The 19,036-nt window shown below is 70.4% G+C and carries 18 protein-coding genes; 1 reads left to right on the top strand and 17 read right to left on the bottom strand.

Annotation, left to right across the window (positions count from 1 at the left end; translation table 11 throughout):
- Positions 1-14 precede the first annotated feature (14 nt).
- From rpoZ to pyrR, 11 genes are all read right to left on the bottom strand, one after another.
- Complete coding sequence (rpoZ, locus tag ACZ5VD_RS29355; RefSeq protein ID WP_003988945.1) at positions 15-287, bottom strand: DNA-directed RNA polymerase subunit omega; 273 nt, start codon at positions 285-287, stop codon at positions 15-17.
- A 38-nt stretch (positions 288-325) separates the two neighbouring features.
- Positions 326-919 carry a guanylate kinase gene (gmk, locus tag ACZ5VD_RS29350; RefSeq protein WP_468555017.1) on the bottom strand — a complete coding sequence of 198 codons (594 nt, stop codon included), beginning with the start codon at positions 917-919 and terminating at the stop codon, positions 326-328.
- 61 nt (positions 920-980) lie between these two features.
- A complete protein-coding gene (locus ACZ5VD_RS29345; RefSeq protein WP_046704738.1) occupies positions 981-1,304 on the bottom strand; it encodes an integration host factor in 324 nt (107 codons plus the stop codon).
- 365 nt (positions 1,305-1,669) lie between these two features.
- Positions 1,670-2,542: an orotidine-5'-phosphate decarboxylase gene (gene pyrF / locus ACZ5VD_RS29340; RefSeq protein ID WP_468555018.1), complete on the bottom strand. Its 873-nt coding sequence runs from the start codon at positions 2,540-2,542 to the stop codon at positions 1,670-1,672.
- Positions 2,539-3,645, bottom strand: a complete 1,107-nt coding sequence (locus ACZ5VD_RS29335) for a quinone-dependent dihydroorotate dehydrogenase (protein ID WP_468555019.1) — start codon at positions 3,643-3,645, stop codon at positions 2,539-2,541. Before ACZ5VD_RS29335 ends, pyrF begins: the two co-directional genes overlap by 4 nt.
- A 77-nt stretch (positions 3,646-3,722) precedes the next feature.
- Positions 3,723-7,031: a carbamoyl-phosphate synthase large subunit gene (carB, locus tag ACZ5VD_RS29330; RefSeq protein WP_468555020.1), complete on the bottom strand. Its 3,309-nt coding sequence runs from the start codon at positions 7,029-7,031 to the stop codon at positions 3,723-3,725.
- Positions 7,024-8,193, bottom strand: a complete 1,170-nt coding sequence (gene carA / locus ACZ5VD_RS29325; protein ID WP_468555021.1) for a glutamine-hydrolyzing carbamoyl-phosphate synthase small subunit — start codon at positions 8,191-8,193, stop codon at positions 7,024-7,026. The genes carB and carA overlap by 8 nt, the downstream gene beginning before the upstream one ends.
- The gene (locus tag ACZ5VD_RS29320; RefSeq protein ID WP_468555022.1) at positions 8,190-8,774 is read right to left on the bottom strand and encodes a PH-like domain-containing protein; all 585 of its coding nucleotides are present in this window, start codon (positions 8,772-8,774) and stop codon (positions 8,190-8,192) included. The genes carA and ACZ5VD_RS29320 overlap by 4 nt, the downstream gene beginning before the upstream one ends.
- Positions 8,771-10,057 carry a dihydroorotase gene (locus tag ACZ5VD_RS29315; RefSeq protein WP_468555023.1) on the bottom strand — a complete coding sequence of 429 codons (1,287 nt, stop codon included), beginning with the start codon at positions 10,055-10,057 and terminating at the stop codon, positions 8,771-8,773. The genes ACZ5VD_RS29320 and ACZ5VD_RS29315 overlap by 4 nt, the downstream gene beginning before the upstream one ends.
- A 5-nt stretch (positions 10,058-10,062) precedes the next feature.
- Entirely contained in the window at positions 10,063-11,040 is a 978-nt protein-coding gene (locus ACZ5VD_RS29310; RefSeq protein ID WP_468555024.1) for an aspartate carbamoyltransferase catalytic subunit, read from the bottom strand.
- Between the two features lie 81 nt (positions 11,041-11,121).
- Positions 11,122-11,691 carry a bifunctional pyr operon transcriptional regulator/uracil phosphoribosyltransferase PyrR gene (pyrR, locus tag ACZ5VD_RS29305; RefSeq protein ID WP_468555025.1) on the bottom strand — a complete coding sequence of 190 codons (570 nt, stop codon included), beginning with the start codon at positions 11,689-11,691 and terminating at the stop codon, positions 11,122-11,124.
- A 254-nt stretch (positions 11,692-11,945) separates the two neighbouring features.
- Here pyrR and bldD point away from each other — a divergent pair, with 254 nt between their 5' ends.
- Positions 11,946-12,449 (top strand): transcriptional regulator BldD, encoded by a 504-nt coding sequence (gene bldD / locus ACZ5VD_RS29300; RefSeq protein ID WP_095754441.1) that lies wholly within the window; start codon positions 11,946-11,948, stop codon positions 12,447-12,449.
- A gap of 295 nt (positions 12,450-12,744) precedes the next feature.
- Here the strand turns inward: bldD and nusB are convergent, their stop codons facing one another.
- From nusB to aroC, 6 genes are all read right to left on the bottom strand, one after another.
- Positions 12,745-13,179, bottom strand: coding sequence for a transcription antitermination factor NusB (gene nusB / locus ACZ5VD_RS29295; RefSeq protein WP_468552193.1), 435 nt, complete (start codon positions 13,177-13,179; stop codon positions 12,745-12,747).
- A 2-nt stretch (positions 13,180-13,181) separates the two neighbouring features.
- Positions 13,182-13,748, bottom strand: a complete 567-nt coding sequence (gene efp / locus ACZ5VD_RS29290; RefSeq protein WP_468552194.1) for an elongation factor P — start codon at positions 13,746-13,748, stop codon at positions 13,182-13,184.
- Between the two features lie 51 nt (positions 13,749-13,799).
- On the bottom strand, positions 13,800-14,903 hold the full coding sequence (locus tag ACZ5VD_RS29285) for an aminopeptidase P family protein (protein WP_468683780.1): 1,104 nt from the start codon (positions 14,901-14,903) through the stop codon (positions 13,800-13,802).
- Positions 14,904-15,075: 172 nt separating this feature from the next.
- Positions 15,076-15,966, bottom strand: a complete 891-nt coding sequence (locus ACZ5VD_RS29280; protein WP_468683779.1) for a Pro-rich N-terminal domain-containing protein — start codon at positions 15,964-15,966, stop codon at positions 15,076-15,078.
- Between the two features lie 167 nt (positions 15,967-16,133).
- Positions 16,134-17,780, bottom strand: a complete 1,647-nt coding sequence (aroB, locus tag ACZ5VD_RS29275; protein ID WP_468552197.1) for a 3-dehydroquinate synthase — start codon at positions 17,778-17,780, stop codon at positions 16,134-16,136.
- Positions 17,777-18,961, bottom strand: coding sequence for a chorismate synthase (aroC, locus tag ACZ5VD_RS29270; protein ID WP_468552198.1), 1,185 nt, complete (start codon positions 18,959-18,961; stop codon positions 17,777-17,779). Before aroC ends, aroB begins: the two co-directional genes overlap by 4 nt.
- Between the last annotated feature and the right edge of the window lie 75 nt (positions 18,962-19,036).

Genomic DNA, 19,036 nt, shown 5'->3' with positions numbered 1-19,036 from the left:
GAAAGCCGAAAATACTACTGCGCGGGGCCTTCGACGGCCTCGGACGTCAGCAGACCCGCGTTGATCTCGCGCAGGGCGATCGACAGCGGCTTCTCGTGGACGTGGGTGTCCACGAGCGGACCGACGTACTCGAGAAGGCCTTCGCCGAGCTGCGAGTAGTACGCGTTGATCTGGCGAGCCCGCTTGGCCGCGTAGATGACGAGGCTGTACTTCGAGTCCGTGGCCTCGAGGAGCTCGTCGATCGGCGGGTTGATGATGCCCTCGGGCGCGGAGATGGAAGAGGACACGCTCTACCTTCCGATGGATGGGAAAAGATCAGTCATGATCACACAACTTCCATCAAGGCTAGCAGCTCACGCGCTACATCCTCGACGGAGGTGTTGACAAGGGTCACATCGAACTCCGGCTCGGCCGCCAGTTCGATCTTCGCCGCCTCAAGACGGCGCTCGATCACCTCGGGCGGCTCGGTGCCCCGGCCGGTGAGCCTGCGCACGAGCTCCTCCCAGGAGGGAGGAGCCAGGAACACCAGCTGGGCCTCCGGCATGGTCTCGCGGACCTGCCGGGCGCCCTGGAGATCGATCTCCAGGAGGACCGGCACACCGGTCTCCAGGTGCTCCAGCACGGCCTGCCGTGGTGTGCCGTAGCGGTTGCCCGCGAACTCGGCCCACTCCAGCAGTTCACCGTTGGCGATCAGCTTGTCCATCTCGTCGTCGGTGACGAAGAAATAGTGGACGCCGTGCTTCTCCCCGGGGCGCGGCTTACGGGTCGTCGCCGACACCGAGAGCCAGACCTCGGGGTGTTCCTTGCGCATATGGGCGACGACCGTGCTCTTGCCGACCCCTGAGGGGCCGGAGAGCACGGTCAGCCGCGGACGTACGTCCGGGGGCTCGGGGGTCGTCCCCCGGAATGTTGCAGCCATACAGCGATTATTCCAGCAATCCCGGAGTGCCCGGGACTCCCTCCACCCGGAGTTCCGGGTTTCAGGGGCCGGTGCTGCCGAACTCGCGCTCCAGGGAAGCGATCTGGTTGGAACCGAGGCCGCGCACACGGCGGCTCTCGGAGATGCCGAGTCGCTCCATGATCTGCTTGGCGCGGACCTTGCCCACGCCGGGCAGCGACTCAAGCAGCGCGGAGACCTTCATCTTGCCGATGACGTCGTTCTCCTGGCCCTGCTTGATGACCTCATGCAGGGAGGCGCCGGAGTGCTTGAGTCGATTCTTGACCTCGGCCCGCTCCCGGCGAGCCGCGGCGGCCTTTTCGAGCGCGGCTGCGCGCTGTTCAGGGGTAAGGGGCGGAAGAGCCACGCCTACGTCACCTCGGATGTCGAACTGTCGGATACGGACCGGTGAGGAACCTAGTCGCCCCACACCTGGGTGGCTACGAGCAACACGCTTGCCCGTTCTCCCTCGCTGCTTTACCAGCGCGGGAGGCGCCACCACTCGTCGGAGACTAGCGGCCAAGACCGCCGGAGTCAGCGAGAACAGCGGAAAAGTCCTGGTCAGCCTGCGCCAGGTCCGGCATTTCAGACATATTGCCCTGGATTTGAGAATGTATTCAGACTCAAGTCGGCTTCGAAGCACTCGTCGGAGGTCACGACCGGCCTGCTGGAACGTCCGCGACGACCGTCACGAAAGCCTCAGACCGCCGTCACGAAAGCCTCGCACGGCGGTCACGAAAGCTGCGGACGGCCCTCACCGAGGTCTCGGCCGACCGTCACCGCGGCCCGGATCTCCTCCGCGAAGCGTTCCGCGGCGTCGCGCAGGGCGACCACGTCGGGACCGTGCCGCAGCACACCCCGGCTGACGTTCGGCACGACGTTGCGGGTGGCCGCGCCGAAGACTCCCGGCAGATCGGCCGGGGTCGCCCCCTGCGCGCCGATCCCGGGCGCCAGGAGCGGTCCGCCGATGTCGAGGTCGTACGACGACAGGTCGCCCAGCGTGGCGCCCACGACCGCCCCGAAGGAGCCCAGGGGCCCCTCTCCCGCGTTCTCGGCCGCGAGGTGGGCCAGCATCGTCGCCCCGACGTCACGGCCGTCCTCGCGGACGGCGTGCTGGACCTCGCCGCCCTCCGGGTTGGAGGTCAGCGCCAGCACGAACAGACCCGTGCCGTGCTCCCGGGCCAGGTCGACGGCCGGCTTGAGCGAGCCGTAGCCGAGGTAGGGCGAGACGGTCAGCGCGTCGGAGAAGAGCGGGGCGTCCTTGTGGAGGAAGGACTCGGCGTACGCGGCCATGGTCGAGCCGATGTCGCCGCGTTTGGCGTCCATCAGGACCAGCGCGCCGGCCGCCCGCGCCTCGGCGACCGACTTCTCCAGGACGGCCACACCCCGCGATCCGAAACGCTCGAAGAAGGCGCTCTGCGGCTTGAGCACGGCGACCCGGTCGGCCATCGCCTCGACGACGGTGCGGCTGAACCGCTCCAGGCCGGCCACGTCGTCGTTCAGACCCCACTCGGCGAGCAGCGAGGCGTGCGGGTCGATCCCGACGCACAGCGGGCCGCGCTCGTCCATGGCGCGGCGCAGGCGTACACCGAAAGCCTCGGTCATGCCGTTCTCCTCACGTCGGCGCCGACCGCGTCGGCGAGGGTGGCGTAGGGGCTCGTGCGCAGGCGTGCGGCGAGTCCCTTGTGGATCGCACGGCCCCAGAAGGGCCCTTCGTAGATGAAGGCGCTGTAGCCCTGGACCAGGGTGGCGCCCGCGAGGATGCGCTGCCAGGCGTCCTCGGCGTTCTCGACGCCGCCGACGCCCACGAGGGTGATCCGGTCGCCCACGCGCGCGTAGAGGCGGCGCAGCACCTCCAGGGAGCGTGCCTTGAGGGGCGCCCCGGACAGCCCCCCGGTCTCCTTCACCAGGCCGGGTTCGGAGGTCAGGCCGAGGCCCTCGCGCGCGATGGTGGTGTTGGTGGCGATGATCCCGTCCAGGCCGAGTTCGACGGCCAGGTCGGCGACCGCGTCGACGTCGTCGTCGGCCAGGTCGGGGGCGATCTTCACCAGGAGCGGGACGCGGCGCGAGGTGACCGTGCGGTCGGCGGCCTCGCGGACGGCGCTGAGCAGGGGGCGCAGTGCCTCGGTGGCCTGGAGGTCGCGCAGCCCCGGTGTGTTCGGCGACGACACGTTGACGACCAGGTAGTCGGCGTACGGCGCGAGGCGCTCGGTCGACTTCACGTAGTCGCCGACGGCCTCCTCCTCGGGGACGACCTTGGTCTTGCCGATGTTCACGCCGACGGTCGTCCTGAAGACGGGCGTACGGGAGGCCAGGCGGGCGGCGACGACCAGGGAGCCCTCGTTGTTGAAGCCCATGCGGTTGATCAGCGCGCGGTCCTTCACGAGGCGGAACAACCGCTTCCTGGGGTTGCCGGGCTGCGCCTCTCCCGTGACCGTGCCGATCTCGACGTGGTCGAAGCCGAGCATCGACATGCCGTCGATGGCGACGGCGTTCTTGTCGAAGCCGGCGGCGAGTCCGAAAGGGCCGTGCATCCGCAGCCCGAAGGCCTCGGTGCGCAGTTCCTCGTGGCGGGGGGCGAGAGCGGCGGCGACGAAGGTCCGCAGGACGGGGATGCGGACGGCGAGCCTGATCCAGCGGAAGGCCAGGTGGTGGGCGCGCTCCGGGTCCATCCGCGTGAATACCAGGCGGAAGAATTGCTTGTACATCTGTGTGTCCTCACAAAGAGCCTCACGAAAAGCCTCGCCAAAGAGGGGGACACCTTCCGGTGTCCCCCTCAGGGCTGCTAGTCGCGGGCCGCGGTCAGGTGTTCCGCGTGTTCCTGGAGCGAACGGACGCCCACGTCACCGTGGTTGAGGGCGTCGATGCCCTGGACGGCCGCGGCGAGCGCCTGGACGGTCGTCAGGCACGGGACGGACCGCGCGACGGCCGCCGTACGGATCTCGTAGCCGTCGAGGCGGCCACCGGTGCCGTACGGCGTGTTGACGATGAGGTCGACCTCGCCGTCGTGGATGAGCTGGACGATGGTCTTCTCACCGTTCGGTCCGGTGCCCTCGGACTGCTTGCGCACGATGACGGCGTTGATGCCGTTGCGCTTGAGGACCTCGGCCGTGCCGGAGGTGGCGAGCAACTCGAAGCCGTGGGCGACCAGTTCGCGCGCCGGGAAGATCATCGATCGCTTGTCGCGGTTGGCGACCGAGATGAAGGCGCGGCCCTTGGTGGGCAGCGGGCCGTAGGCGCCGGCCTGCGACTTGGCGTACGCCGTGCCGAAGACCGAGTCGATGCCCATGACCTCGCCGGTGGAGCGCATCTCCGGGCCGAGGACGGTGTCGACGCCGCGTCCGTGGATGTCGCGGAAGCGCGACCACGGCATGACGGCCTCCTTGACGGAGATCGGCGCGTCGAACGGCAGTTCACCGCCGTCGCCGGTGGCCGGGAGCAGGCCCTCCGCGCGGAGTTCGGCGACGGTCGCGCCCAGGGAGATCCGGGCGGCGGCCTTCGCCAGCGGCACCGCGGTCGCCTTCGAGGTGAAGGGGACGGTGCGGGAGGCCCGCGGGTTGGCTTCGAGGACGTAGAGGATGTCCCCGGCCATCGCGAACTGGATGTTGATCAGGCCGCGGACGCCGACGCCCTTGGCGATGGCCTCCGTGGAGGCCCGCAGGCGCTTGATGTCGAAGCCGCCGAGCGTGATCGGGGGCAGCGCGCACGCCGAGTCGCCGGAGTGGATGCCGGCCTCCTCGATGTGCTCCATGACGCCGCCGAGGTACAGCTCCTCGCCGTCGTAGAGCGCGTCGACGTCGATCTCGATGGCGTCGTCGAGGAAGCGGTCGACCAGGACCGGCCGGGAGGGGCTGATCTCGGTCGACTCGGCGATGTAGGACGACAGCCGGGTCTCGTCGTAGACGATCTCCATGCCGCGCCCGCCGAGGACGTACGACGGCCGTACCAGGACCGGGTAGCCGATCTCGTCGGCGATGGCCTTGGCCTCGGCGAAGGTGGTGGCGGTGCCGTGCTTGGGGGCCGGCAGGCCCGCCTCGGCGAGGACCCGGCCGAAGGCGCCGCGGTCCTCGGCGGCGTGGATCGCCTCCGGGGGTGTGCCGACGACCGGCACGCCGTTGTCCTTCAGCGCCTGCGCCAGGCCCAGCGGGGTCTGGCCGCCGAGCTGGACGATCACGCCCGCGATCGGGCCGGCGAGCGACTCGGCGTGGACGATCTCCAGCACGTCCTCCAGCGTCAGCGGCTCGAAGTACAGGCGGTCGGAGGTGTCGTAGTCCGTCGAGACGGTCTCCGGGTTGCAGTTGACCATCACGGTCTCGTACCCGGCGTCGCTCAGCGCGAAGGAGGCGTGGACGCACGAGTAGTCGAACTCGATGCCCTGGCCGATGCGGTTCGGGCCGGAGCCCAGGATGATGACGGCCGGCTTCTCGCGGGGCGCGACCTCGTTCTCCTCGTCGTAGGAGGAGTAGAAGTACGGCGTCTTCGCGGCGAACTCGGCGGCGCAGGTGTCGACCGTCTTGTACACCGGGCGTACGCCCAGCGCGTGCCGTACCTCGCGCACGACGTCCTCGCGGAGCCCGCGGATCTCGCCGATCTGCTGGTCGGAGAAGCCGTGCCGCTTGGCCTCGGCGAGCAGCTCCGGGATCAGCTCCGGCGCCTCGGTCAGCTCGTCGGCGATCTCCTTGATGAGGAAGAGCTGGTCGACGAACCAGGGGTCGATCTTCGTGAACTCGAAGACCTCCTCCGGGGTGGCACCCGCGCGGATGGCCTGCATGACGGTGTTGATGCGCCCGTCGGTCGGCCGGACGGACTCGCGCAGCAGCTCGGCCTTGTCGCCGGGCTCGCCCACGAACGTGAACTGGCTGCCCTTCTTCTCCAGCGAGCGCAGTGCCTTCTGGAAGGCCTCGGTGAAGTTGCGGCCGATCGCCATGGCCTCGCCGACCGACTTCATGGTCGTGGTGAGGGTGGAGTCGGCGGAGGGGAACTTCTCGAAGGCGAAGCGCGGGGCCTTCACGACCACGTAGTCGAGCGTCGGCTCGAAGGAGGCCGGGGTCTTCTCGGTGATGTCGTTCGGGATCTCGTCGAGCGTGTAGCCGACGGCCAGCTTCGCGGCGATCTTGGCGATCGGGAAGCCGGTCGCCTTGGAGGCGAGCGCCGAGGAGCGCGACACGCGCGGGTTCATCTCGATGACGATGATCCGGCCGTCGTCCGGGTTGACCGCGAACTGGATGTTGCAGCCGCCGGTGTCGACACCGACCTCGCGGATGATCGCGATGCCGATGTCACGCAGGCGCTGGTACTCGCGGTCGGTCAGTGTCATCGAGGGCGCCACGGTGATCGAGTCACCGGTGTGCACCCCCATGGGGTCGAAGTTCTCGATGGAGCAGACGACCACGACGTTGTCGTTCTTGTCGCGCATCAGCTCCAGCTCGTACTCCTTCCAGCCGAGGATGGACTCCTCAAGGAGCACCTCGGTGGTCGGGGAGAGCGTGAGGCCCTGGCCGGCGATGCGGCGCAGCTCCTCCTCGTCGTGCGCGAAGCCGGAGCCGGCGCCGCCCATGGTGAAGGAGGGCCGGACGACGACGGGGTATCCGCCGAGCGTCTCGACGCCTGCGATCACGTCGTCCATGGAGTGGCAGATGACCGAACGGGCGGACTCTCCGTGCCCGATCTTCGCGCGGACGGCCTCGACGACGCCCTTGAAGAGGTCGCGGTCCTCGCCCTTGTTGATCGCCTCGACGTTGGCGCCGATCAGCTCGACACCGTACTTCTCCAGCACACCCTGCTCGTGCATGGAGATCGCGGTGTTCAGGGCCGTCTGGCCGCCCAGGGTGGGCAGCAGCGCGTCCGGCCGCTCCTTGGCGATGATCTTCTCGACGAACTCCGGGGTGATCGGCTCGACGTAGGTGGCGTCGGCGATCTCCGGGTCGGTCATGATCGTCGCCGGGTTGGAGTTGACGAGGATGACCCGGATGCCCTCGGCGCGCAGGATGCGGCACGCCTGGGTGCCCGAGTAGTCGAACTCGGCGGCCTGGCCGATGACGATCGGGCCGGAGCCGATGACCAGGACGGACTGGATATCGGTGCGCTTAGGCACGCTGGCCCTCCATCAGGACGGTGTTCATCAAAGACGTGAAGCGGTCGAACAGGTAGGCGGCGTCGTGCGGGCCGGCTGCCGCTTCGGGGTGGTACTGGACGCTGAAGGCCGGGCGGTCCAGGAGCTGGAGCCCCTCCACCACGTTGTCGTTCAGGCACACGTGGGAGACCTCGGCGCGGCCGAAGGGGGTCTCGGAGACCTGGTCGAGCGGGGCGTCGACGGCGAAGCCGTGGTTGTGCGCGGTGATCTCCACCTTGCCGGTCGTCCGGTCCTGCACGGGCTGGTTGATGCCGCGGTGGCCGTACTTCAGCTTGTACGTGCCGAAGCCGAGCGCCCGCCCCAGGATCTGGTTTCCGAAGCAGATGCCGAAGAGCGGGGTGCCGCGCTCCAGGACCGCCCGCATCAGGGCGACCGGGTGGTCGGCGGTGGCCGGGTCGCCGGGGCCGTTGGAGAAGAACACGCCGTCGGGCCGGACCGCGTACACGTCCTCGACGCTCGCCGTCGCGGGCAGCACGTGCACCTCGATGCCGCGCTCGGCCATCCGGTGCGGGGTCATGCCCTTGATGCCGAGGTCGACGGCGGCGACGGTGAACTTCTTCTCGCCGATCGCGGGGACGATGTACGTCTCCTTGGTGGCGACCTCCGCGGAGAGGTCGGCGCCCTTCATCTCGGGGGCCCGGCGCACCTCGGTGAGCATGGTGTCGTCGTCCGGCAGCGCGCTGCCGGAGAAGATCCCGACGCGCATGGCGCCGCGCTCGCGCAGGTGGCGGGTCAGGGCCCGGGTGTCGATGCCGGAGATCCCGACGACACCCTGCTCGCGCAGCTCGTCGTCGAGCGAGCGGCGGGAGCGCCAGTTGGACGGCACGCGCGCGGGGTCGCGCACGACGTACCCGGCGACCCAGATCCGCTTCGACTCGGGGTCCTCGTCGTTGACGCCGGTGTTGCCGATGTGCGGGGCGGTCATCACGACGACCTGGCGGTGGTACGACGGGTCGGTGAGCGTCTCCTGGTAGCCGGTCATGCCGGTGGAGAAGACGGCCTCGCCGAAGGTCACCCCCACGGCCCCGTAGGCACGGCCGCGGAAGATCCGGCCGTCCTCCAGGACGAGTACGGCGGGAAGCGTCTTCTTGTCGGAAGCGGTTCCCTTGGTGGAGGTCGTCATCGTTCGGCGCCTTCCCTGCTGGTTGTTTCGATCATGGAGTTGATGGCGGCGACCCACTCGGTGTGTTCGGCCGCACGGTCGGAACGGAACCCGGAGTCGAGCAGCCGCTCGCCGTGCGACCAGGTGACGACGAGCAGCCCGCCCTCGGTCAGCACCTTGCCGGCGATGCCCTTGTCGAGCCGGGCCTCGCGCAGCGCCTCGACGGGGACGAAGAAGTCCCTCGCCCCGGGGCGTACGACGTCCAGTCCGGCGTCCGTCAGCGTGAGCTCGACCCGGCTGCGGGTGCCCAGGCCGTGCGCCACGATGCGGTCGAGCCACTGCCCGGCGGTGGTGGAGCCGTGGTAGCGGCCGCTCATCGACAGCACCGCCGGTCTGGCCGCACCCGGCTCGTCCGGTGCGAGGGGCAGCTCGGGCAGGTCGCCCTGGAGCGTGCCACGCCACTTCCAGCCCTCGCGCATCAGCCAGTAGACGAGCGCGACGAACAGGGCGAGTCCGACGAGCCAGCCGACACGGGCGGCCCAGTCGGTGACCTCCGCCGACTTCTCTTCGGCGGCCAGGTACGTCAGATGCAGTGGTGTCACGTGAGCTTCCCGTCGACGAGCGTGGCCTTGCCCCGGAGCCAGGTGTGCGTGACACGGCCCGGCAGCTCGCGACCCTCGTAGGGGGTGTTGCGGCTGCGGGAGGCGAAGCCCGCGGGGTCCACGGACCCACGGTATTCCGTGTCGACCAGGGTGAGGTTGGCGGGCTCACCTGCCGAGACGGGACGGCCGTGGCCGACGGCCTGTCCGATCTCGGCGGGCTTGAAGGACATCCGGTCGGCGACCCCGGCCCAGTCGAGCAGGCCCGTGGCGACCATCGTGTCCTGGACCACCGACAGCGCGGTCTCCAGGCCGACCATGCCCATGGCGGCCGCCGCCCACTCGCAGTCCTTGTCCTCGTGCGGGTGCGGGGCGTGGTCGGTGGCGACGATGTCGATCGTGCCGTCGGCGAGCGCCTCGCGCAGGGCGAGCACGTCCCGCTCGGTGCGCAGCGGCGGGTTGACCTTGTAGACGGGGTTGTAGGTGCGCGCCAGCTCATCCGTGAGGAGGAGGTGGTGCGGGGTGACCTCGGCGGTGACGTCGATGCCCCGGGACTTGGCCCAGCGCACGATCTCCACCGAGCCGGCGGTCGAGAGGTGGCAGATGTGGACGCGGGAGCCGACGTGCTCGGCGAGCAGGACGTCCCGGGCGATGATCGATTCCTCGGCGACCGCGGGCCAGCCGCCGAGGCCGAGCTCCGCGGAGACGACACCCTCGTTCATCTGGGCGCCCTCGGTCAGCCGCGGTTCCTGCGCGTGCTGGGCGACGACCCCGCCGAAGGCCTTCACGTACTCCAGCGCCCGGCGCATGATCACGGCGTCGTCGACGCACTTGCCGTCGTCGGAGAAGACGGTGACCCCGGCGGCCGACTCGTGCATGGCGCCCAGCTCGGCGAGCTTCTTGCCCTCCAGGCCGACGGTGACCGCGCCGATGGGCTGGACGTCGCAGTAGCCGTGCTGCTGGCCGAGCCGGTAGACCTGCTCGACCACACCGGCGGTGTCGGCGACGGGGAAGGTGTTGGCCATGGCGAACACGGCGGTGTAGCCACCGGAGGCGGCGGCCCGGGTGCCCGTCAGGACGGTCTCGGAGTCCTCGCGGCCGGGCTCGCGCAGATGGGTGTGCAGGTCCACGAGTCCCGGCAGCAGCACCTTGCCCCCGGCCTCGACGACCTCGGCGCCCTCGGCGCTCAGGCCGACGCCCACCTCGGCGATCGTCCGGCCGTCGATCAGCACGTCCTGCGGCTCGCCGCCGAGGACCTTCGCACCACGGATCAGGATCTTGCTCATCTGTCTTACTTCTCCTCGGTACGAAGGGGGGAGACGGCGGGCTCGTTGCCCCCGAGCAGCAGGTACAGGACGGCCATCCGGGTCGAGACGCCGTTGGCGACCTGCTCGACGACGGTGCAGCGCTCGGAGTCGGCGACCTCGGCGGTGATCTCCATGCCGCGGACCATCGGACCGGGGTGCATGACGATGGCGTGCTCGGGCATCCGCGCCATCCGCTCGCCGTCGAGGCCGTAGCGGCGCGCGTACTCGCGCTCCGTGGGGAAGAATGCCGCGTTCATCCGCTCCCGCTGGACGCGCAGCATCATCACCGCGTCGGACTTCGGGAGCGTGCTGTCCAGGTCGTACGACACCTCGCAGGGCCAGCTGTCGACGCCGACCGGCACCAGCGTGGGCGGGGCGACGAGGGTGACCTCGGCGCCGAGGGTGTGCAGCAGGTCGACGTTGGAGCGGGCGACCCGGCTGTGCAGGACGTCACCGACGATCGTGATCCGCTTGCCGGTCAGGTCCTGCCCGATGCCGGCGTCCCGGCCGACGAGCCGGCGGCGCATGGTGAAGGCGTCCAGCAGGGCCTGGGTGGGGTGCTGGTGGGTGCCGTCGCCGGCGTTGATGACCGCCGCGTCGATCCAGCCCGAGTTGGCCAGCCGGTAGGGCGCTCCGGAGGCGCCGTGCCGGATGACGACGGCGTCCACGCCCATGGCTTCGAGCGTCTGGGCGGTGTCCTTGAGGGACTCCCCCTTGGAGACGCTGGATCCCTTGGCGGAGAAGTTGATGACGTCCGCGGAGAGCCGCTTCTCGGCGGCCTCGAAGGAGATCCGGGTCCGGGTCGAGTCCTCGAAGAAGAGGTTGACGACGGTACGGCCGCGCAGGGTCGGCAGTTTCTTGATCGGCCGGTCGGCGACCCGGGCCATCTCCTCGGCGGTGTCGAGGATCAGGACGGCGTCGTCGCGGGTGAGGTCGGCGGCCGAGATGAGATGACGCTGCATCTGTCAGGCTCCGTAAGGCAGTTCAGGAGAATACGGGCATACGAGCGCGCGGGAGCGCACCCAGGGGCGTACGACTGGGTGCTACTGCGCGCCCGGAGCGGTCTGCTTGACACCGAGCAGCACCGTGTCGCGACCGTCCTCCTCGGCGAGCTGGACCTTGACCGTCTCCCGCAACGACGTGGGGAGGTTCTTGCCGACGTAGTCGGCGCGGATGGGCAGTTCGCGGTGGCCTCGGTCGACGAGGACCGCGAGCTGGACCGCGCGGGGGCGCCCGATGTCGTTCAGGGCGTCGAGGGCGGCTCGGATGGTGCGGCCGGAGAAGAGCACGTCGTCGACGAGGACGACCAGTCTGCCGTCGATGCCGTCACCGGGGATGTCGGTACGGGCCAGCGCACGCGGCGGGTGCATACGCAGGTCGTCGCGGTACATGGTGATGTCGAGCGAGCCGACCGGGATCTTGAGGTCGGTGATCTCTTCGAGCTTGGCGGCGAGCCGCTGGGCGAGGAACACGCCCCGGGTCGGAATGCCGAGCAGCACCACGTCGTCGGCGCCCTTGGCGCGCTCGACGATCTCGTGGGCGATGCGGGTCAGTACCCGTGCGATGTCGGGGCCTTCGAGTACCGGCCTGGCATCGGACGCTTGGGAGTCCATGAGAAACGGACCTCCTTCTCCGCCTCACGGGACGGATCTTAAAGGACGTCGGATTTGCGCCATCCACGGTAGCAGGCCGCGGGGACGTCCCTGTTCACCCCCTTGGCCCAACCGGCCACGGATATCACGGAAGCATCGGTGCGGACCATTCGGCTTGACGCAGCAGAGTAACGCTGCGTAACCTCACAGTGAGTTACCAGCCGCGCGGTCTGGAACCCATGCCAGCCGCGTCGACACAGTGTCCGGGGAGCCATATGTCCAGCGAATACGCCAAACAGCTCGGGGCCAAGCTCCGGGCCATCCGCACCCAGCAGGGCCTTTCCCTCCACGGTGTCGAGGAGAAGTCACAGGGACGCTGGAAGGCGGTCGTGGTCGGGTCCTACGAGCGCGGTGACCGCGCCGTGACCGTGCAGCGACTCGCCGAGCTGGCGGACTTCTACGGGGTTCCGGTGCAGGAGCTGCTTCCGGGCACCACTCCCGGTGGCGCCGCCGAGCCGCCGCCGAAGCTGGTCCTGGACCTGGAGCGGCTGGCCCACGTGCCCGCCGAGAAGGCAGGCCCCCTCCAGCGCTACGCGGCCACGATCCAGTCCCAGCGCGGCGACTACAACGGCAAGGTGCTCTCGATCCGCCAGGACGACCTGCGCACACTCGCCGTCATCTACGACCAGTCGCCCTCGGTCCTCACCGAGCAGCTGATCAGCTGGGGCGTCCTGGACGCGGACGCGCGCCGCGCGGTGGCCTCCCACGAGGAGGGCTGACCCGCTTCCCGCTTCAGCAGAAACGTGCCGCCGGGGTGGCCGGAACTTCACGGTTCCGCCCACCCCGGCGGCTTTCTGCGGGCCTGGAGGGGTTCCGGGGCACGGGAACGCCCGGACGCCCTCGGGAACGCCCGCGCGCCCTCGCGAGCGCCCCGGCGCCCGCCGGACATGCCAGAGGGCCCGCGGCATCTTGGCCGCGGGCCCTCTGGCAATACGTACCTCTGGCACGGTGTCCTCTTGTGCCTCGTCGCGTGTACCTCGTCGCGCCGGACAGACGACCGTCGCTCGCGGTCCCCTACGCCTCGTCGCGGCGCAGCGAGGACTTGAGCTCCTTGAACCGGCCGAGCAGGCCGTTCACGAACGCGGGTGACTCGTCCGTGGAGAACTCCTTCGCGATCTGCACCATCTCGTCGAGCACGACCGCGTCGGGCGTCTCGTCCGCCCAGATCAGCTCGTACGCGCCGAGGCGCAGGATGTTGCGGTCGACGACGGGCATCCGGTCGAGGGTCCAGCCGACCGAGTACTGGGCGATGAGCTCGTCGATACGCCGCGCGTGCGCGGCGTACCCCTCGACCAGCTGCATCGTGTACTCGCTCACCGGCGGCTGCCGGGTGTCTTCCCGGGAGAGCCGGATCCAGTCCGCGAGGACCGTCTGGACGTCCGCGCCGCGTTGATCGCCCTCGAAGAGGATCTGGAAGGCGCGCTTGCGGGCCGTGTTGCGGGCAGCCACGGTTAGCTGTTCACCCGGCCGAGGTAGTCGCTCGTCCGCGTGTCGACCTTGATCTTCTCACCGGTGGTGATGAAGAGCGGCACGTTGATCTGGTGACCGGTCTCCAGGATGGCGGGCTTGGTGCCACCCGTGGACCGGTCGCCCTGGACGCCCGGCTCGGTCTCCTGGATGACGAGCTCGACGGCGGCGGGCAGCTCGACGAAGAGCACCTCGCCCTCGTGCTGCGCGACGGTGGCGGTGAAGCCCTCGATCAGGAAGTTGGCGGCGTCGCCGACGGCCTTGCGGTCGACCATGAGCTGGTCGTAGGTCTGCATGTCCATGAAGACGAAGTACTCGCCGTCCATGTACGAGAACTGCATGTCGCGCTTGTCAATCGTGGCCGTCTCGACCTTGACGCCGGCGTTGAACGTCTTGTCGACGACCTTGCCGGAAAGCACGTTCTTCAGCTTGGTGCGCACGAAGGCCGGGCCCTTGCCGGGCTTGACGTGCTGGAACTCGACGACGGACCACAGCTGGCCTCCGTCGAGCTTGAGCACCAGGCCGTTCTTGAGGTCGTTCGTGGAAGCCACGGTTGCGGAATCTCCTGGACTGACGTGGACGACCCCGGCGCACGCACCTGTCTACAGGGCGAGCAGCTCCTTGGTCGTGATGGTGAGTAGCTCTGGGCCGCCGTCCGCCTCGGGGCGGACGACGAGCGTGTCATCGATCCGGACACCGCCCCGGCCCGGGAGGTGGACCCCCGGTTCGACGGTGACCGGCACGCAAGCGTCCAGTTTACCCATGGCCGCGGGGGCCAACTGCGGGTCCTCGTCGATTTCGAGTCCCACACCGTGCCCGGTCAGGGCGGGAAGGCCTTCGGAGTACCCCGCGGAGTCCAGTACCTGGCGTGCCGCGTGGTCCACATCGCGGTAGGCGGCGCCGGGTGCGAGGCTCTCCCGCCCGGCACGCTGGGCGGCGAAGACGAGGTCGTACAACTCGATCTGCCAGTCCGCGGGGGACGTGCCGATGACGAAGGTGCGGCCGATCTCGCACCGGTAGCCGCGGTAGGTCGCGCCGAGGCAGACAGAGAGGAAGTCTCCCTCCTCGACCCGCCGGTCGGTGGGCCGGTGACCGTCCCTGCCGGAGTTCGGGCCGGTGCCGACGGAGGTCGTGAAGGCCGGGCCGTCGGCGCCGTGGTCGACGAGCCGGCGTTCCAGTTCGAGGGCGAGGTGGCGTTCGGTACGGCCGACGAGGATGGACTCCAGCAGCTCCCCGAGGGCCTGGTCGGCGATCTCGGCGCCGATCCTGAGGCAGGAGATCTCCTCCTCGTCCTTCACCACCCGCAGCTGCTCGACCCCGCCGCCCAGGTCGGCCAGGCGCAGCCGGGGCACCACCGAGCGGATGGCGCGGTGCCGGGCGACGGTGAGGTGGTGTTCCTCGACGGCGAGGGACTCCGAGCCCTGTGCCGCCGCGAGACCGGCCGCCGCGACGGCGGCGTCGCCGGGGCCGGGCAGCCGCCGTACCCGCAGCGCCTCGTCGGGCCGGCCGTCCGCGGGGCGGTCGTCGGGCGGACCGGGGCACAGCAGCAGGTCCTCGGTGCTGCCGAGCAGCAGCACGGCGCCGAGCGGTGCGGCGCCCGCGAGGTAGCGGACGTTGGCGGGTCGGGAGACGAGCGCGGAGGCGCTGCCGCCGGCGTGGCAGCGGTCCCTCAGGCGGGTTCGGCGGGCGGCGTACACCTCTGACATGACACGAGCGTAGGAGCCGTGCCCGGATTGTGCCGGTTGGGAGGGTGCCGTTCGGGGGACGGGGTGCGGCGACGCCTGTGTGCCGTCCCCCGGGCCGTGGCGGATCGCACGCGGCGGAGCCGCACATCGATACAGCCCCGCACGCCTGTCGGGTGGGTTCAGTCCCGCTCGTTCACCACTGAGGTGGGCTTGCTATGGATCGTGCCAGTACGTCGTCCAGGATCCGGGCCGTCTGGGGGACGTCGAGCTGGGAGTTGTCGATGATGGGGAGGCCGGAGCCGTACCAGCCCGCCATGCGGCCGTGGATGCGGGCGACCTCCTCGTCGGTGAGGCGGCGGTTCCCGGAGCGTTCGGCGTTGCGCTCCAGGACGATCTCCAGGCCCGGCAGCAGGACCACGGGGAGCAGTCCCGGGCCCACGTGGCGCTTCCAGCCGCCGAGGCCGACGACCGGGCGGTCGGGGAAGACGGCGTCGTCGAGGATGCAGGAGATGCCGTTGGCGAGGAAGTTGCGGGCCGCGAAGCCGCAGGTGCGGCGGGCGAGGCGGTACTGCGCCTCGGAGTGGTCGTTCCACCCGGACTGCGGGTCGGCGAAGCCGGAGCGGACCCACTCGCGTACGTCGTCGAGGCTGATGTGGGCGGTGGGAACCCGGCGGTGGTCCGCCCAGTACTTGGCCACGCTGGTCTTGCCGGCGCCGGCCGGGCCGATGAGCAGGACCGCCAGGGTGGTGCCGCCGGAGTCGGCGGCGGAAGCCGCGGGCGGCGCGCTCGGCATGGCGACGGGGGCGCCTGGCGGCAACGGCAGATGACCGGTGGTGTCCGGCGCGGACGGGGCCGCGGCGTGCTGCGGAGCCGGGGCGTGCTGCGGGGCGGGGGGTACGGGCGCCGGGGGCGCGCCGGTGAAGCCCGGAGCGGGGGCGGGTGGCGGGGGCGGCACGGGGGCGGACCCCTGGTGTGCGCCCGGGTGGTGCGACCCCGGGTGGTGTGCGGCCGGCGACCAGCCGGTGGCCGGTCCGTGCCCCGGCTGGTGGGGCTGCGGCAGCGGAGAACCCACTGCGTGCTGCATCCGGTGCCACTCCGTCTCGTACAGGCGATGGGGCGCTGACGGCGGGGGACCACCCCGCCTCGCTACCGAACGGTACCGCCCCCGGCCGTCGTTTGGTGCAACGGCCGGGAGCAGCGCGAAGTGCCCGGTCCCGCAAAGCGAATCGGGCGGAAGGCGTACCCGGGGACTTACTCGCCCACTTCGCCGTACGCGGCGAGGAGGACGGCCGGGTCGGGGCCCTCCAGCACGGTGGGTTTGGCCAGACCGTCCAGGACGATGAAGCGCAACAGGTCGCCGCGGGACTTCTTGTCGACCTTCATGGTCTCCAGCAGCTTGGGCCACTGGTCGTAGCGGTAGTGCAGCGGCAGCCCGACGGATTCCAGGACCGCGCGATGGCGGTCGGCCGTGGCGTCGTCCAACCGGCCGGCGAGACGGCCGAGTTCGGCGGCGAAGTGCATGCCGACCGAGACCGCGGCGCCGTGCCGCCACTGGTAGCGCTCGTTCTTCTCGATGGCGTGCGCGAGCGTGTGGCCGTAGTTCAGGATCTCCCGGAGACCCGATTCCTTGAGGTCGGAGGAGACGACCTCGGCCTTGACCCGGATGGACCGCTCGATGAGCTCGGCGGTGTGCGGGCCGGCCGGGGTGCGCGCGGCCTGAGGGTCGGACTCGACGAGCTCCAGGATCGCCGGGTCGGCGATGAAGCCCGCCTTGATGATCTCGGCGAGCCCGGAGACGTAGTCGTTGACCGGGAGGGAGTCGAGGGCGGCCAGGTCGCACAGGACGCCGGCCGGCGGGTGGAAGGCGCCGACGAGGTTCTTGCCCTCGGCGGTGTTGATGCCGGTCTTGCCGCCGACGGCCGCGTCCACCATGGCCAGCACGGTGGTCGGGACGGCGATCCAGCGCACCCCGCGCAGCCAGGTCGCGGCCACGAACCCGGCGAGGTCCGTGGTGGCGCCGCCGCCGACACCGACGACGACGTCGGACCGGGTGAAGCCGGACTGGCCGAGCGCCTTCCAGCAGTAGGCGGCGACCTCGTAGGTCTTGGCCTCCTCCGCGTTCGGCACCTGGATGGCGACGACCTCGTAGCCCTGTCCGGCGAGGTCGGCGCGGAGCGCGTCGCCGGTCTCGGCCAGTGCCTCGGGGTGGACGATCGCGACCCGCTTGACCCGGTCGCCGATCAACCCGGGCAGCTCGCCCAGGAGTTGCCGGCCCACCAGGACCTCGTAGGGCTCGCTGCCCGCGGTACCGCCGACCTGGATCCTCGTCACCTGGTTCGCCATTACGTCCTCCGGCCGGGGGTCCGGGGGGTGCCCCCCGGGGGTTGCAGCCAACTCCAAAGCGTCCAGGGCGACTTGGGTGACCTCTTCGGGTGTACGGCCGTCCGTGGCGACGACGGCCGTGGCGATCTGCTCGTACAGGTGCCGCCGCGCCTCCATCAGCTCGCGCCACTGCTTGCGCGGGTTGACCGCGAGGAGCGGCCGGGCGGCGTTCAGACCGGTGCGCTTGACCGCTTCCTCGACGTCCATGGAGAGGTAGACGACGCGTTGCTCGGCGAGCAGGGCGCGGGTGTCCTCGTCCAGGATCGAGCCGCCGCCCAGTGCGAGGACTCCGTCGTGGCCGGCGAGCGCCCGCTGCACGGCGGCCTTCTCGATCGCCCGGAAGACCGGCTCGCCCTCGTCGACGAAGATCTCGGCGATGCTGCGGCCCTGTTCGGCGACGATGTCGTCGTCGGTGTCGCGGTAGCCGACACCGAGCCGCTCGGCGAGCAGTTGGCCCACCGTCGACTTGCCCACGCCCATCGGCCCGACGAGGACGACCAGCGGCACCGCGCTCATCGGACCGGCAGGTTGTCGAGGTACGACAGGACGTTGCGGTGTGTCTCGGCCACGCTGTCGCCGCCGAACTTCTCCGCCACCGCGTCCGCCAGCACCAGCGCGACCATCGCCTCCGCGACGATCCCGGCGGCCGGCACCGCGCACACGTCCGAGCGCTGGTGATGGGCCTGCGTGGCCTCACCGGTGGCCACGTCCACCGTCTGCAGGGCCCGCGGCACGGTCGCGATCGGCTTCATCGCCGCCCGCACCCGCAGCAGCTCACCCGTGGTCAACCCGCCCTCGGTGCCACCGGAACGGCCCGTCGCCCGCCTGATGCCCTCGTCGGTGGCGATGATCTCGTCGTGTGCCTTCGAGCCCGGCACCCGCGCCAGGTCGAAGCCGTCACCGACCTCGACCCCCTTGATCGCCTGGATCCCCATCAGCGCGGCGGCCAGCCGGGCGTCCAGCCGCCGGTCCCAGTGCACATGCGAGCCCAGGCCCACCGGCACGCCGTAGGCCAGGACCTCGACCACACCACCGAGGGTGTCGCCGTCCTTGTGGGCCTGGTCGATCTCCGCGACCATCGCCTTCGACGCGTCCGCGTCCAGGCAGCGCACCGGGTCCGCGTCCAGCTTCTCGACGTCGGAGGGCTGGGGGTAGACGCCGTAGGGCGCCTTCGCCGCGGCCAGCTCGACGACGTGCGAGACGATCTCGATGCCGGCCGTCTCCTTCAGGTACGACCGGGCCACCGCACCCAGCGCCACCCGGGCCGCCGTCTCGCGCGCCGAGGCACGCTCCAGGATCGGACGGGCCTCGTCGAAGCCGTACTTCTGCATGCCCGCGAGGTCCGCGTGACCGGGACGCGGGCGGGTCAGCGGGGCGTTACGGGCCAGCCCCGCGAGGATCTCCGGGTCGATCGGGTCGGCCGCCATGACCTGTTCCCACTTCGGCCACTCGGTGTTACCCACCATGATCGCGACCGGGGAGCCGAGGGTGAGGCCGTGCCGCACACCACCGATGAAGGTGATCTCGTCACGCTCGAACTTCATGCGCGCACCGCGTCCATAGCCGAGGCGGCGCCGGGCCAGGTGGTCCGCCACCATCTCCGTGGTGATCGGCACGCCGGCGGGAAGACCCTCCAGCGTCGCCACGAGTGCGGGACCGTGGGACTCCCCCGCGGTCAGCCAGCGCAACCTGCTCAACGGTGCTCCTCAGTGCTCGCGCCCTGGTACTGCCCTTCGTACGCTCGTCCTCGCGTACGGCGACGGCCCGACCAG

The organism is Streptomyces sp. NPDC032822 (assembly GCF_055578825.1).
This window is presented reverse-complemented; position numbering and strand designations above follow the sequence as displayed.

What these genes read in the sequence shown, in the direction of transcription:
- gmk (WP_468555017.1), bottom strand. Translation starts at nt 919, where the DNA reads ATGGCTGCAACATTCCGGGGGACGACCCCCGAGCCCCCGGACGTACGT.
- pyrF (WP_468555018.1), bottom strand. Translation starts at nt 2,542, where the DNA reads ATGACCGAGGCTTTCGGTGTACGCCTGCGCCGCGCCATGGACGAGCGC.
- ACZ5VD_RS29335 (WP_468555019.1), bottom strand. Translation starts at nt 3,645, where the DNA reads ATGTACAAGCAATTCTTCCGCCTGGTATTCACGCGGATGGACCCGGAG.
- carA (WP_468555021.1), bottom strand. Translation starts at nt 8,193, where the DNA reads ATGACGACCTCCACCAAGGGAACCGCTTCCGACAAGAAGACGCTTCCC.
- ACZ5VD_RS29315 (WP_468555023.1), bottom strand. Translation starts at nt 10,057, where the DNA reads ATGAGCAAGATCCTGATCCGTGGTGCGAAGGTCCTCGGCGGCGAGCCG.
- ACZ5VD_RS29310 (WP_468555024.1), bottom strand. Translation starts at nt 11,040, where the DNA reads ATGCAGCGTCATCTCATCTCGGCCGCCGACCTCACCCGCGACGACGCC.
- pyrR (WP_468555025.1), bottom strand. Translation starts at nt 11,691, where the DNA reads ATGGACTCCCAAGCGTCCGATGCCAGGCCGGTACTCGAAGGCCCCGAC.
- bldD (WP_095754441.1), top strand. Translation starts at nt 11,946, where the DNA reads ATGTCCAGCGAATACGCCAAACAGCTCGGGGCCAAGCTCCGGGCCATC.
- ACZ5VD_RS29285 (WP_468683780.1), bottom strand. Translation starts at nt 14,903, where the DNA reads ATGTCAGAGGTGTACGCCGCCCGCCGAACCCGCCTGAGGGACCGCTGC.
- ACZ5VD_RS29280 (WP_468683779.1), bottom strand. Translation starts at nt 15,966, where the DNA reads ATGCAGCACGCAGTGGGTTCTCCGCTGCCGCAGCCCCACCAGCCGGGG.
- aroB (WP_468552197.1), bottom strand. Translation starts at nt 17,780, where the DNA reads ATGAGCGCGGTGCCGCTGGTCGTCCTCGTCGGGCCGATGGGCGTGGGC.